Consider the following 13428-nt stretch of genomic DNA (forward strand, 5'->3'; position numbering starts at 1 on the left):
CGCCCTCCAGGTGTCAGAAAGGAATGACGGGACCATGCGCGAGTACCTGAAGTTCTACATCGACGGCAAGTGGACCGACCCGGCCGGCACGGCGACGTTCGAGGTCGTGAACCCGGCGACCGAGGAGGTCTGCGGCACCGTCGCGCTCGGCTCGGCCGGCGACGTGGACCGGGCGGTCGCGGCCGCCCGCAAGGCGTTCCCCGGCTGGGCGGCGAGCAGCCGGGAGGACCGGCTGGACCTGCTTCAGCGGATCCTGGACGAGTACCAGAAGCGTGCCGGCGATCTCGCCGCGGCGCTGACCGAGGAGATGGGCGCCCCGGCGTCGCTCGCGGGCGGCTTCCAGGTGGGCCTCGGCGCCGGGCACCTGACCACGGCGATCGAGCTGCTGCGGACCTTCGTCTTCGAGGAGCAGCGCGGCGCCACCCTGGTGGTCCGGGAGCCGATCGGCGTCTGCGGGCTGATCACGCCGTGGAACTGGCCGATGAACCAGATCGCCGTCAAGGTGTTCCCCGCGCTCGCGACCGGCTGCACGGTGGTGCTCAAGCCGTCGGAGCGCTCGCCGTTCACCGGGCAGATCCTCGCCGAGATCCTGCACGCCGCGGGCGTTCCGGCCGGGGTGTTCAACCTGGTCCAGGGCGACGGCCCCAGCGTCGGCGTTCCGCTGTCCGCGCACCCGGGCGTCGACATGGTCTCCTTCACCGGCTCGACCCGGGCCGGCGTCGAGATCGCCCGCAACGCCGCCCCGACCGTCAAGCGGGTCACCCAGGAGCTGGGCGGCAAGGGCCCCAACATCATCCTCGACGACGCGGACTTCGCCGCGAACGTGGCCAAGGGCGTCGGCAGCATGATGGGCAACTCGGGCCAGACCTGCAGCGCCCCGTCCCGGATGCTGGTGCCCGGCGACCGGATGGCCGAGGCCATCGACGCCGCGCGCGCCGCCGCCGCGCAGATCACGGTCGGTGACCCGAACGGCGAGGTCGTCATCGGCCCGGTCGTCGCCGCCAGCCAGTTCGACAAGATCCAGTCACTCATCCAGCGCGGCATCGACGAGGGCGCGACCCTCGTCGCCGGCGGGCCCGGCCGCCCGGACGGCCTGACCAGGGGCTTCTACGTGCGGCCGACCGTGTTCGCGGACGTCAAGAACGACATGACGATCGCCCGCGAGGAGATCTTCGGCCCGGTGCTGACGATCATCGGCTACGACAGCGTCGAGGACGCCATCGAGATCGCCAACGACACCGAGTACGGCCTCGCCGGCTACGTCGCCGGCGCGGACCTCGACGCGTGCCGTGCCGTCGCCCGCCGGATCCGGGCCGGCTGGGTCGGGATCAACGACGCGTTCGACTTCCAGTGCCCGTTCGGCGGCTACAAGCAGAGCGGCAACGGCCGCGAGTGGGGCGAGTTCGGCTTCCAGGAGTACCTGGAGACCAAGGGCATCCTCGGGTACGCCGGGGCGGGCTCGTGACCGAACGCGGGTTCGACGGCCGGGTGGCCGTCGTCACCGGCGGTGGCCGGGGCCTGGGGCGGGAGTACGCGCTGCTGCTGGCCTCGGAGGGCGCCCAGGTCGTCGTCAACGACCTGGGCGCCGCCATCGACGGCGACGGCGCCGACGCGGCCCCCGCCGACCAGGTCGTCGCCGAGATCACGGCGCGGGGCGGCCAGGCGGTCGCCTGCGCCGCGTCCGTGGCGACCCCGGCCGGCGCCGAGGAGATCATCGGGACGGCACTCGACAGCTTCGGGCGCGTCGACGTCCTCGTGCACAACGCCGGCAACACCCGGCGGGTCGCGCTGGACGAGATCTCCGAGGAGGACTTCCGGGCCGTGGTCGACGTGCACCTGCTCGGTGGCTTCCACGTCGTGCGGGCGGCGTTCCCCCGGATGGCCGCGGCCGGCTACGGCCGGATCGTGCTGACCTCGTCGATCGGCGGGCTCTACGGCAACCACAACGTCGTCGGCTACAGCGCGGCCAAGGCGGGGCTGATCGGGCTCAGCAACGTCGTCGCCCTGGAGGGCGCGGCCCGGGGCGTGCGCAGCAACGTCATCGTCCCCGCCGCCGTGACCCGGCTCGCCGTCGGCCATGACACGTCGCGGTTCCCGCCGATGCAGCCCGGGCTGGTCGCGCCGGTCGTCGGCTGGCTGGCGCACGAGTCCTGCTCCGTCACCGGTGAGATCTACGTGGCGCTGGCCGGCCGGGTGGCCAGGGCGTTCGTCGCCGAGACGGAGGGCGTCTACCAGCCGTCGTGGACCATCGACGAGGTCGGCGCGCGGATCGACGCCATCCGGGACCCCAGCAGCCAGTGGGCACTGGCGCCGGTCCCGTCCGGCTTCGTCGAGCACCTGGACCGCAGCTTCGCGATGGCCAGGCAGGGCGCGGCCTCGTAGGTCGCCTGCCGGATTCCCGACCCGAACTCCGCGGGAAGGCGTTGCGTGCAGATGGTGAACACCACGGTCGCGACGGTGCTGGACGCCACGCTCGCCGCAAACCAGTGACCACAGCGCTCCGGCCGCGCGCCGCGCCTGCTCGTCGAGTTCGGCGTAGCTCCAGACGCCCGAGGCGGCCTCGATCGCCGGGGCCTCCGGTGTGGAGCGGCGGCGGCGACACCTCCGACGCCCTGCGCCAGGCCTTCGCGGCCGCGCACGGCCTCGTTCCCCGCGCGACCTACGGCCTCACGGAGGCGCCGACGGTGGTGTCGATCGACCCGCCGGGCGACGAGTGGCGCCCGGGCGGCAGCGGGCGCGTGCTGCCGCAGTACGACGTCGCGGCCTACGACGACGCGGGGCAACGCCTGCCGGCCGGCGAGACCGGGGAGCTGCGCCTGCGCGGCGCGACCCGCGGCGTCTGGACCGGAGCCTGGCGGCCGCCGCTCGGCTACTGGGACGACGGCGCCGTGCGGGCACCCGAGACCGGGCCGGTCCCGACCGGCGACGTCGGCACCGTCGACGCGGACGGCTGGCTACGGGTACTGGACCGCAAGAAGCTGGTGATCATCCGCGGCGGCGCGAACGTCTACCCGCTGGAGGTCGAGCGCGTCATCGGCGGCCACCCGGGAGTCGCCCGGGTGGCTGTCTGCGGCGTGCCCGACGAGCGGCTCGGCCAACGGGTCGCCGCCGTGGTCGAGCGCGTGGGGCCGCCGCTCGACGTCGCCGAACTAGACGCCCTGTGCCGCCGCGACCTCGCGGGCTACAAGGTGCCGGAGGTCTGGTCCGTCGTCGACGCCCTCCCGGTCAACGCGATGGGCAAAGTCTCCCGCGTAGGCCTCACCGACCTCGTCGAACAGCACCGGCTACCCAACCCCTGATCGAGGCGGCCCCAGCCCGGCCGAGTGATCGCCGGGGCAGCCAGGCCGAGTGATCGCCGAGCCGGCCGAGTGATCGCCGTTTTCGCGTCATGATCGCGTTTGAGCCCTGGGGTGGTCGTGGAAACGCGCGCTCTACTACCATCCCAGGGCCGAAACGGCGATCAAAAGCACGCGGGAGCAGCCGCGCCAGGCCGCCGACACAGGCGATCCACCGCGGCCGGCAGGTTTTCCTGGCAAGTCGGGCATCCGACGTCCGGTGAGGCGGTCGTCTCCTGCGCCGGCCGCCCGTCGCTCGGGCATGATGCTCAGGTGCTGAGCGTGCCTCGTAGCTGGTCGGAGCTGACCCCTGGCTGGATGACGGCGGCGCTCGCCGACGTGTGTCCCGGCGCCCTCGTCGAGGCGGTCGAGGTCGATGACGTCGCGGACGGGACCAACAGTCGGGCCAGGGTAAGGCTGCGCTACGCGTCCGGCGCCGGCCCGGAGCGGGTGTTCGTCAAGCGGGAGGGCCGGATGTTCAACCGGCTGGCCCTGACCGCCCTCGGCGCCCGGGAGACCGAGTCCCGTCTCGTGGCCTCGGGGCTGGCGCTGCCGCTCGAACATCCCGCCTTCTACGCCGCCGCGGTCGACCGGAGCCGGCTGGCGGCGGTGACGGTGATGGAGGACGTGACGCTGCGCGGTGCCCGGCCGAACGACGCGACCGTGGCCTTGGACGTCGATCAGGTGCGTACCGGTCTGCTCGGCCTGGCCAGGCTGCATGCCGCGTACTGGGGTGGGCCGCTGCCAGACCAACTGGCGTTCGTGCGTCCGTGGCAGGTCGGGCGAGTCTGGGCGCCGGTGTCGTGGACCAGCCTTGCCCGGGCGCTGCGCCTGCTGCGGACCGGCGGGCACGGCCTGCTGATCCCGCCGGGCGTGGACGCGGGTGTGGTCGAGCGCGGTTTCCGCGGCTGGGCCACGATCGCCGCGAAACACCCGCGGACGCTGCTGCACGGCGACCCGCACCTGGCGAACACCTACGCCCTGCCGTCGGGCGTCACCGGTTTCTACGACTGGCAGCTGATCCGAACCGGCAACTGGTCCCACGATGTCGGCTACTTCCTGGTCTCCAGCCTCAGCACCGCCGACCGGCGCGACCACGAGCGCGACCTGCTCGCCGACTACCTGGCGGAGCTCACCGGCCAGGGCGCGCCCGCCCCGGATTTCGCCGAGGCCTGGGCGCTCTATCGCCAGACGCCCGTGTTCGGCCTCGGTACCTGGCTGCACACCCTGTCCGGCGGTGGCTTCCAGCCGCTCGACGTGTGCCTGGCCGTCATCGAGCGCTTCGCGACGGCCCACGCCGACCACGCGCGAACCTGGTCACCGCCACCCCAACGCCGTACCGGTACCCCGCTGAGAACCGATCACGACGAGCCCGCCCCGACCGGCACACCGAACCTCTGAGCCCGTCGATTTTGATCGAGGGGCGTGCGTACGCCCCCACGCCACGCCCTGTCGACGACGCGAGCTAGCTCGACGTCAGGTACTCCCCGCCTGTTCGAGGTGTCGACGGACACTCGTTGCCACGATCGGGCCCTGTGCCGGGTCGCCGATCGACGGTCAACGCCGGGCCGCGCCGTACGACGATGCGAAGCGCGACAGGCCGTGCCCGGTATTCGGCCCCGGTGGGAGACTCATCGCGTGATCGACGGGGGCGACCGACACGCCGTGAAAGGCGAACCCGACGGCTGGGACTTCTTCATCTCCTACACCACGGCTGACGAGGCGTGGGCGGAGTGGATCGCCTGGCAGCTGGACGAGGCCGGCTACCGGGTCCTCATCCAGGCCTGGGACTTCGTCCCGGGAACGAACTTCAAGATTCGCATGCAGGAAGGCGTGCAGCGCGCGCGACGCACCGTCGCCGTGCTGTCCACCGCCTACCTGTCCTCGGTCTACGGCGAAAGCGAATGGCAGGCCGCCCACGACGCCGACCCGCGCGGCTTCGAACGCAGGCTCGTGCCCGTCCGCGTCGAGGACTGTCCCAGGCCAGGACTACTGGGACCCATCGTCTCCATCGACCTGTTCGACCGCGACCCTGACACGGCCAGCCGCCATCTGCTCGACCGCGTGCGCCACGCCGTCACCGGCACCGCCAAACCCACCACACCGCCCAGCTTCCCCATCCACCGCGTAAACCCGCCGGCCACCGAACCCACCTTTCCCCCCGACAAACCGTCACCACGCCCGGCCGCCGAGCCGAACAAACAACAAGCCCTCGCCGACCTGCTCACCGAGCGACGGCGCGCCCTCGGCCCCGACCATGCCGACACTCTCGCCACCGCGGATGAACTCGCCGTCGCGCTGTACACGCTGGCCGACTATCAGGCGGCCCGCCCGCTGTTCGAGGACACCTTGCAGCGCCGTCGGCGCATCCTCGGCCCCGACGACACCGGGACCCTCACGACGGCCGACAGACTCGCGGCCACGCTGACCTGGCTGGCCGAGTATCTCGAGGCCCGGCCGCTGTTCGAGGACACCCTGGAACGCCGCCAGCGCGTCCTCGGTCCCGACCAGGCGGCCACCCTCGCGACCGCCCACGGGCTCGCCGCCACGCTGACCTGGCTCGCGGACCACCGGACGGCCCGGCCCCTGTTCGAGGACACCCTGGAGCGCAGGCGGCGCGTCCTCGGCCCCGACGACGTCAACACCCTCACCACCGCCCACGAACTCGCCGTGACGCTGTACACGCTGGCGGAGTATCAGGCGGCCCGGTTGCTGTTCGAGGACACCCTGGAGCGCAGGCGCCGCGTCTTCGGCGCCGACCAGGCGGCCACCCTCGCGACCGCCCACGGGCTCGCCGCCACGCTGACCTGGCTGGCGGACTATCGGGCGGCCCGGCCGGTGTTCGAGGACACCTTGGAGCGCCGACGGCGCGTCCTCGGCGCCGACGACGTCGACACCCTCACCACCGCCCATGAACTGGCCGCCACGCTGACCTGGCTCGCGGACCATCGGGCGGCCCGGTCGCTGTACGAGGACACGGCACAGCGCCGCCGGCGCGTCCTCGGGCCCGACCACGCCGACACCCTCGCGACCGCCCACGAACTCGATCTCGCGCGCAAGCGGCCACGGCGGCGCGTGTTCCGTGGTGCGTAGCCAGTTGGGCGGCGAGGCGGACGGACACCCACCGCCAGCGCCGACAGTCGGCGCGGCGGCGCGAGCGGCCGAGAGACAGGGCGGAGGGCGGCCGCCGGACCGGTGGCCGCCCTCCGAGGCTTGGAAACCCTGGGTCAGGAGGTGACGGACTTTCCGGCGAGGGTGGCGCCGCAGATCGGGGTGGCGCCGTCGACCGGGTGGAACGCGCTGCCCCGGAACTGGGTGACCCAGATGCAGTTGTCGACGCCGTTCACGATGTTCTCGCGGTCGTTCGGGTCAAGCTTGTGCGTGCCGTACAGACCCATTCCGGTGAAGTCGTGAATCTTGGCGAGCGACGCGATCAGCGATGCCGAGGTCGGCTTGGCGCCGGCGCCGCGCAGACCTTCGACCAGCATGCCGACGGTCAGGTAGCCGTTGTACATCCCGAAGGTCGGGGCGCCGGTCATGCCGGTGGCCGCGAGGTCCGCGACAAACTGCTTGGTCGCGGCCGTCTGCATTTCGACCGGCTCCGCGGGCGCGATGAAGTAGACGTTCTGCGCCGCCGCCGCCGCGCCCGGGCCGGCGGCGAGGAGGTCGCCGCCGTAACCGGTCGCCAGGAGCGCCGCCTTGAGGTTCACGCCCTGCTGGCGCAGCCCGGTGATGATGGCAAACGCCGTGTCGGAGGTGACCGTGCCGACGAAGCCGTCGACGCCGGCGTTCTTCATCGCCAGCACCACCGGGCCGACGTCGGTCGTGCCCAGAGGCAGTGTCGCGTTCAGGTAGCCGACCTTCACCCCGGCCGCCTCTGCCGAGATCGCCAGCGCCTTGGCGCCGTTCGTCGAGGCCGGGAAGCCGGCGTAACCGACGACCCCCAGGCTGGTGACGCCCTCCTTCTTGAAGAACTCACCCTGGGTCGCCGCGACCTTGTCCGTGTGCATCGCGCCGACGATGGAGAACATGTTCTTCGCGGTGATCCACTCCGGGCCGTCCTCGGCGATCCCGATGACGGGGACGTTGTGGGCGGTGAGGTAGCTCGACGCCAGGAACGTGAGGCTGGAGTTGGCGAGGACCGCGTCGACGTGGTCCTGCGTCACGAACTTCTGCGCCACGGCGAGCGCGGTGGTCGGGCTGGTGGCCGTGTCACCGAGGACGTACTTGACGTCGTAGCCCTCGCGGCCGGCGTAGCGGATGCCCGCCTTCATGCCGTCGAGGCTGGACTTGTTCACCGACGACGCCGCGCCGGTCATGTCGGTTAAGATCCCTACCTTGACGGTTTGCCTGGCCGTCTGGCCCGTGCTCGCGTTCACGCTCGGCTTTGACGAGCCGCCGCAGGCCGCGGTCAGGGCGAGCGCGGCGGCGGTGAGCACCGCGGCCCGGCCGATCGATCTGCGCCTGTCGTGCATTCTTTCTCCTCATCTTGGAACTGTTGACGCGTGGTGAGGCGAGCCCCGGACCTCAGGTCAGGCCGGGCTGAGCACGACTACCGGAATCCTCCGGGTGGTGCGGCTCTGGTAGAGGTCGTAGTTCGGCCAGACGTCGGTGACGATCTTCCAGAGACGTGGTTTCTCGTCGTCGGAGGCGGTCCGGGCGACGACCTGGAGATGCTGCGCCCTGACCTGGATCTCGACGGCGGGATTCGCCGAGAGGTTGAGGTACCAGTCGGGGTCGCGCGGGGAGCCGCCGGTCGAGGCGACGACGAGGTAGTCGTCCCCGTCGCGGGCGAAGATGAGCGCCGTGGTGCGCCGCGCACCGGTGCGCCGGCCGACCGTCGTCAGCAGGAGGGTCGGGACGCCGTTCCACAGGTAGCCGACCTCGCCGTCGGTGTCCTGATAGGCGTGGATGTGGTCCTTCCCCAGCAGGGTCAGGTCCGCCTTGACGTAGTTGCCCTCGGCCATGACTTCTCCTTTCTGAGGCGGTCAGCCGAAAAGGACGGGAATGGCGGTCGCGCCCCGCTCGTACATGCCGATGAAACGGGGCTGCTCGGCGTCGGGGTCCAGGCGCAGGTTCGGCAACCGGTCGAGCAGGGCGCCGATGCCGATCCGTATCTCGGCGCGGGCGACGTGCATGCCGAGGCAGATGTGCGGGCCGCCGCCGAAGGCGAACGACGGTTTGAGCTGCCGGCGGATGTCATAAGCGTCGGCGTCGTCCCAGCGAGCCGGGTCGCGGTTGGCCGCCGCCAGGCAGATGTGCAGGACCGACCCCTCGGGAATGTGGGTGCCGTGGAAGTCGATGTCGCGCGTGGCGTAGCGGGCGAACATCGGGTCGGTCGGCATCCAGCGCAGCGACTCCTCGATCGCCGGTCGCAGCAGCGCCCGGTCCTCGCGGACCGCGGCCAGCACGTCGGGCCGTTGCAGCAGGGCGGTGAGCGTGATGCCCATCTGCTTCCAGGTCGTGCCCGAGCCCGCGATCAGGAGCAGCAGCGAGAACGAGAAGACCTCGGCGTCGGACAGCCGGTGACGCGTCCCGTCCTCATCGGTGATCTCCGCCTGGACCAGCACGCTGATGAGGTCGTCGCGCGGTTCCTCGCGGCGGGCGGCGACGATGGGCCGGAGAATCTCGATGATCTTCGCGGGCTGGCCGATCGAGGCCCGGATGTCCAGCGCCTGCTCGACGGGAACCCCGAAGCTGCTGGTGATCGTGAGGACCGGGATCGCCGCGCAGAAGTCGACGTTGAGCTCGGCGCGGCCGTCGGCCAGGAAACCGTCGATCAGCAGATGGACGGTCCGTTCGATCCAGTTGTGGATCCACCATTCCGCCCGGTTCGGCACGAACGACGGCTGGACCAGGGCCCGGTACCGGCGGTGCTCGGCACCGCCCATCGACAGCATGCTGTTCAGGGCGCCCGACGCGCCGCTGTTCAGGTCCACCGGGTCCGGTGAGGACGCGAACACCTCGGGATTGCGGTAGGCCGCGTCGCAGGCCGCCCAGCTGAACACGGAGAAGTGCCGCCGGTCGGGAAAGGGCAGGCCGGCGAAGAGCAGGTCCTCGCTCACGCCGGTGAGCTCGTGGACGGTGCCCTCGTGGACCGGCCCGGTCTCGCGCAGCCGGTGCCACGCGGGATACGGGTCGGTCTCGAAGCTGCCTCCCGTGCGCGCGAGGTAGGAGCCGCGCAGGTCGAACAGGCTGCGCAGCCGGGCGCGGTCGAGGATGGCGATTTCGGTCATGTGCGTTGACTCGTTCCTCTGTGAACCTCAACGGCAAGGGAAAAGGTTCAGTCGGCGTCTCGGCGGGCTAGCGCGCCACGTAGCCACCGTCGACGGGCAGGAGAACTCCGGTGATGTTCGCGGCCCGGTCCGAGGCGAGGAACGCGGCGGCGTGGGCGCAGTCCTCGGCGGTGATGGGCCGGCCGAGCGGATGGTTGGCACCCGTCTGGGCCGCGATCTTCTCGAGCTGGTCCGGGTCGGTCGTGGCCAGCCCGCCGGCGGCCATGAAGCCGGTGAAGGGCATGCCGGCGGGACAGATCGCGTTGGCCCGGATCCCGAACGGCGCGCCCTCGATGGCGACGGCGCGGGTCAGCTGGTGGACCGCGCCCTTGGTCGCTCCGTATACGGAGCCACCCCAGGCGACAAGGCCGGCGACCGAGCCGGTGTTGACGATGGCCCCGCCGCCGCCCTGCGCCTTGAACTGCAGGACGGCGTGTTTGCAGCCGTGGAACACTCCCCCGAAGTTCACGCCGACGAGGCGCTGGAAGTCCTCGGCCGTGTGGTCCTCCAGCTTCGCGCCCAGGCGCGGCGTCGGGATGCCGACGTTGTTGAACAGGACGTCAAGCCGGCCGAACGCCTCGACGGTCGCCGCGATCATCGCCACGACGTCCTGCTCCTTGGAGACGTCGCAGGTGACCGCGATCGCCGTGCCGCCGGCCTCCTCGATGAGGTGCGCGGCCTCCTTGGCCTCGTCGGCCCGGATGTCCGCGCACACGACGCGGGCACCCTCCGCCGCGAAGACCAGGGCGGAGGTACGGCCGACCCCGGACCCGGCTCCGGTGACGATCGCGTTCTTGCCGGCGAGCAGCTTTCCTTCCGTTGCCATACGGCTCACGCTCCCGATCTGCTGCCGGTGTGTAAGACCAGCGCACTTGTTGGGCAGGCCTCGACCGCCGTACGCACGGACGCCAGGTCCGCGGCGGTGGGCTCGGCGACGAGAACGGCCTTGGCGTCGTCGTCGTGGGTGAAGAAGTCCGGCGCGTAGACGAGACAGAGCCCGCTGCCGATGCACAGGTCCCGGTCGACGGTGACCGGTGGGGTGGCCGCCGGGGAATCGCCCATGTCAGGCTCCGGCGAGCACGGGCGGGGCGGCCGGGGTGAAGCGGTAGAGGCGTTCGGCGTTGCCGCGCAGCAGCTTGTACTGGGTCTGTTCGGGCAGGTGGCTGATGATGTTCCTGACGGTCTGGATGCAGTTGGGCCAGGTCGAGTCGGAATGCGGGTAGTCGGTCTCGCACATGATGTTGTCCTCGCCGATCTCGGCGAGGCTGGCGATGCCGTGGTGGTCCTCGATGAAGCAGCCGAAGATGTGCTCGCGGAACGTGGCGCGGATGTCGAGGGTGTCGAGGTCGACGCCCGTGGACCCGCCGTGGTCCATGAAGGTCGCGCCGCGCTGGACCCAGTAGCGCTGCTTGTCCAGGACCTGCTCGGCGCGCTCCAGGTAGTAGGGCATCCAGCCGACCTCGCCCTCCGACAGGGCGATCTTCAGGTTCGGGTACCGCTGGAACAGGCCGGAGAACAGCCACGACAGCATCGTTCCCGAGGTGCGCATCGCCCCCCAGGTCAGGTTCGCCATGAACGGCGTGTTCGACGCGATCTTCGGAACCTGCGAGGAGGACCCGACGTGCATCGAGACGACCATTTCCAGGTCGTTCGCCGCCGCCATCACCGGCTCCCAGTAACCCGACGGGTCATGAATCGTCGGCAGGCCGAGCGGCTCCGGGTTCTCGGAGAACGCGAAACTCGTCGCGCCCTTCGCCGCGCAGCGCTCCAGCTCCTTCACCGCCAGCTGCGGGTCCCACAGCGGGATCAGCACCAGCGGGATGTACCGGCCGGGCGCGGCGGCGCACCACTCGTCCAGCATCCAGTCGTTGTAGATCTTCAGGCAGACCAGGCCGAAGTCACGGTCGGACGCCTCGTAGAACAGCTGGCCGCAGAACCGGGGCAGCGTCGGGAAGCACAGCGACGCCAGCACACCGGCCCGGTCCATGTCCTTGACCCGCTCGGCGGCGTCGTAGCAGCCCGGGCGCATCTCGCTGTACGCGAGCGGCTCCGGGGAGAACTCCTCCTTCGACTTGCCCGCCACCGCGGACAACCCGGAGGAGGGGAACTTCTTGCCGTCATAGACCCAGAAGTCCATGCCCTTGTCGTCGAGTTCCATGTGGGGGGCGCGGTCGCGGTCCTTGGCGGGAACCCGGTCGACCCAGACGTTCGGCGGCTCCAGCACGTGGTCGTCCACCGAGATGAGCCAGTCGAGGTTCAGCTCCGAGGTCATTTCTCCTCCTCCTTCTTCGTCGCTGCCGGGTTGAGGCGGAAGCTCTAGCGCAGCTCGCCGATCGCGATGTGCTTGACCTCCTGGAAGGCCCGCACGCCGTCGGGCCCGCGCTCGCGGCCGAGACCGCTCTGCTTGTAACCACCGCTGGGCGCGTAGGCGCTGAACACCGCCGTGTTGACGTTCACCGCCCCGGTGCGCAGCCGGCGCGCCACCGCCGTCGCCGCTGCAACGTCGGCGCCGTAGACCTGGCCGGACAGGCCGTACTCGCTGTCGTTGGCGATCCGGACCGCGTCGTCGAGGTCGCGGTAGCCGAGCACCGCCAGCACCGGGCCGAAGATCTCCTCCTGCGCGGCGGGATTCCCGTTGTCCGGCACGTCCAGGACCGTCGGCTCGACGTAGTAGCCGCGGTCCAGCCCGGCCGGCCGGCCACCGCCGACGGCGACCGTGCCGCCGTTCTTCTCGGCGGCGGCGATGAGACGCTCGCAGCGGTCGCGCGCGGCGGCGTTGATGACCGGCCCCATCAGGGCGGACGGGTCGGCGGGCGGGCCGACCTTGAGCGCGCCGTAGGCACGGCTGACGGCGGCGACGACCTCGTCCTTGCGGTCGGCCGGCACGACCATCCGGGTCGCGGCGACGCAGGCCTGCCCGGCGGTCATCGCGACGACCTGCATCGCGCCGGCGGCCACCTTCTCGACGGCGTCGGGCAGGTAGATCTGCGCCGACTTGCCGCCCAGTTCCAGGGCGACCCGCTTCACGGTCGGCGCGGCCTGGGCGAGAATCCGGCGCCCGACCGCCGTGGAACCGGTGAACGACACCATGTCGACCGCCGGATGCGTCGTCAGCAGCTCCGCGCCCGCCGCGCCCTCTTCGACCACGACCGACAGGACGCCCGGCGGCAGGCCGGCGGCCTCGGCCGCGGCGCCGAACGCGAGCGAGGAGATCGGCGTCAGCGGGCTCGGCCGCAGGATCACCGAGTTCCCGGCCATCAGCGCCGGGATCACCTTCTGGAACGCCATGATGATCGCCCCGTTGTACGGGGTGATCGCCGAGACGACGCCGACCGGCTCGTGGCGCCGGACGCTGAGCGCCAGCCGGCCGCGCACCAGCTCGTCCACCGGCACGGGGCTGGCTTCCTCGTGCCGCATCGAGAGGTACAGCGCGATCGTGTCGCGGCCGAGCCCGAGCCCGGACGCCAGCTGGGCCCGCTCGGCGAACGCGACCGGCTGGCCGGCCTCGGCGACCATCGTGGCGACCAGGGCCGGCCCGTTCGCGGCGAGATGGTCGAGGAAGACGCCCAGGATCTTCGCCCGGTCGGCCGCCGGCAGGTCCGCCCAGACGCCCGCGTCGAAGCTGCGCCGGGCCTCGACGATGGCCCGCTCGACCTCGGCGAGCGGCGTCGTTCCGACCTCGGCGACCGTCGTCTCGTCGGCCGGGTTCTCGACCCCGAACGCGCCGTCGCCGTCTACCCAGGTACCCGCGACGTAGGACCGTCGCTCCGTGATGATCGCCGGCACGCCCGGCCTCCTCGCTGTTCGTCGGTTCCCGT

12 protein-coding genes are annotated in these 13428 nt (G+C 71.4%); 5 read left to right on the plus strand and 7 right to left on the minus strand.

Annotated elements, in window-relative coordinates; translation table 11 throughout:
• Positions 1-34: 34 nt before the first annotated feature.
• The 5 genes from FRAEUI1C_RS21995 to FRAEUI1C_RS22015 all read left to right on the plus strand — a co-directional run bounded on the left by FRAEUI1C_RS21995 (position 35) and on the right by FRAEUI1C_RS22015 (position 6428).
• Positions 35-1465 carry an aldehyde dehydrogenase family protein gene (locus tag FRAEUI1C_RS21995; protein WP_013425545.1) on the plus strand — a complete coding sequence of 477 codons (1431 nt, stop codon included), beginning with the start codon at positions 35-37 and terminating at the stop codon, positions 1463-1465.
• Positions 1462-2382 (plus strand): SDR family NAD(P)-dependent oxidoreductase, encoded by a 921-nt coding sequence (locus FRAEUI1C_RS22000; protein WP_013425546.1) that lies wholly within the window; start codon positions 1462-1464, stop codon positions 2380-2382. The genes FRAEUI1C_RS21995 and FRAEUI1C_RS22000 overlap by 4 nt, the downstream gene beginning before the upstream one ends.
• A 197-nt stretch (positions 2383-2579) precedes the next feature.
• Positions 2580-3299, plus strand: coding sequence for a class I adenylate-forming enzyme family protein (locus FRAEUI1C_RS22005; protein ID WP_232425078.1), 720 nt, complete (start codon positions 2580-2582; stop codon positions 3297-3299).
• 309 nt (positions 3300-3608) lie between these two features.
• Entirely contained in the window at positions 3609-4736 is a 1128-nt protein-coding gene (locus tag FRAEUI1C_RS22010; protein ID WP_157735007.1) for a phosphotransferase, read from the plus strand.
• Between the two features lie 264 nt (positions 4737-5000).
• Positions 5001-6428, plus strand: coding sequence for a tetratricopeptide repeat protein (locus tag FRAEUI1C_RS22015; RefSeq protein ID WP_232425079.1), 1428 nt, complete (start codon positions 5001-5003; stop codon positions 6426-6428).
• A gap of 134 nt (positions 6429-6562) precedes the next feature.
• Here FRAEUI1C_RS22015 and FRAEUI1C_RS22020 read toward each other — a convergent pair whose 3' ends face one another.
• From FRAEUI1C_RS22020 to FRAEUI1C_RS22050, 7 genes are all read right to left on the minus strand, one after another.
• A complete protein-coding gene (locus FRAEUI1C_RS22020) occupies positions 6563-7810 on the minus strand; it encodes an ABC transporter substrate-binding protein (RefSeq protein ID WP_013425549.1) in 1248 nt (415 codons plus the stop codon).
• Between the two features lie 57 nt (positions 7811-7867).
• A complete protein-coding gene (locus FRAEUI1C_RS22025; protein ID WP_013425550.1) occupies positions 7868-8302 on the minus strand; it encodes a nitroreductase family deazaflavin-dependent oxidoreductase in 435 nt (144 codons plus the stop codon).
• A 21-nt stretch (positions 8303-8323) separates the two neighbouring features.
• Positions 8324-9571 (minus strand): cytochrome P450, encoded by a 1248-nt coding sequence (locus FRAEUI1C_RS22030; RefSeq protein ID WP_013425551.1) that lies wholly within the window; start codon positions 9569-9571, stop codon positions 8324-8326.
• Between the two features lie 67 nt (positions 9572-9638).
• On the minus strand, positions 9639-10436 hold the full coding sequence (locus FRAEUI1C_RS22035) for an SDR family NAD(P)-dependent oxidoreductase (RefSeq protein ID WP_013425552.1): 798 nt from the start codon (positions 10434-10436) through the stop codon (positions 9639-9641).
• Between the two features lie 5 nt (positions 10437-10441).
• Positions 10442-10672 (minus strand): ferredoxin, encoded by a 231-nt coding sequence (locus FRAEUI1C_RS22040; RefSeq protein WP_013425553.1) that lies wholly within the window; start codon positions 10670-10672, stop codon positions 10442-10444.
• A gap of 1 nt (position 10673) precedes the next feature.
• Positions 10674-11882 (minus strand): amidohydrolase family protein, encoded by a 1209-nt coding sequence (locus FRAEUI1C_RS22045; RefSeq protein ID WP_013425554.1) that lies wholly within the window; start codon positions 11880-11882, stop codon positions 10674-10676.
• A 44-nt stretch (positions 11883-11926) separates the two neighbouring features.
• Positions 11927-13396, minus strand: coding sequence for an aldehyde dehydrogenase family protein (locus tag FRAEUI1C_RS22050; RefSeq protein WP_013425555.1), 1470 nt, complete (start codon positions 13394-13396; stop codon positions 11927-11929).
• Between the last annotated feature and the right edge of the window lie 32 nt (positions 13397-13428).

The organism is Pseudofrankia inefficax (assembly GCF_000166135.1).
Taxonomy (GTDB): domain Bacteria; phylum Actinomycetota; class Actinomycetes; order Frankiales; family Frankiaceae; genus Pseudofrankia; species Pseudofrankia inefficax.

What these genes read in the sequence shown, in the direction of transcription:
- FRAEUI1C_RS21995 (WP_013425545.1), top strand. Translation starts at nt 35, where the DNA reads ATGCGCGAGTACCTGAAGTTCTACATCGACGGCAAGTGGACCGACCCG.
- FRAEUI1C_RS22020 (WP_013425549.1), bottom strand. Translation starts at nt 7,810, where the DNA reads ATGCACGACAGGCGCAGATCGATCGGCCGGGCCGCGGTGCTCACCGCC.
- FRAEUI1C_RS22025 (WP_013425550.1), bottom strand. Translation starts at nt 8,302, where the DNA reads ATGGCCGAGGGCAACTACGTCAAGGCGGACCTGACCCTGCTGGGGAAG.
- FRAEUI1C_RS22030 (WP_013425551.1), bottom strand. Translation starts at nt 9,571, where the DNA reads ATGACCGAAATCGCCATCCTCGACCGCGCCCGGCTGCGCAGCCTGTTC.
- FRAEUI1C_RS22035 (WP_013425552.1), bottom strand. Translation starts at nt 10,436, where the DNA reads ATGGCAACGGAAGGAAAGCTGCTCGCCGGCAAGAACGCGATCGTCACC.
- FRAEUI1C_RS22040 (WP_013425553.1), bottom strand. Translation starts at nt 10,672, where the DNA reads ATGGGCGATTCCCCGGCGGCCACCCCACCGGTCACCGTCGACCGGGAC.
- FRAEUI1C_RS22045 (WP_013425554.1), bottom strand. Translation starts at nt 11,882, where the DNA reads ATGACCTCGGAGCTGAACCTCGACTGGCTCATCTCGGTGGACGACCAC.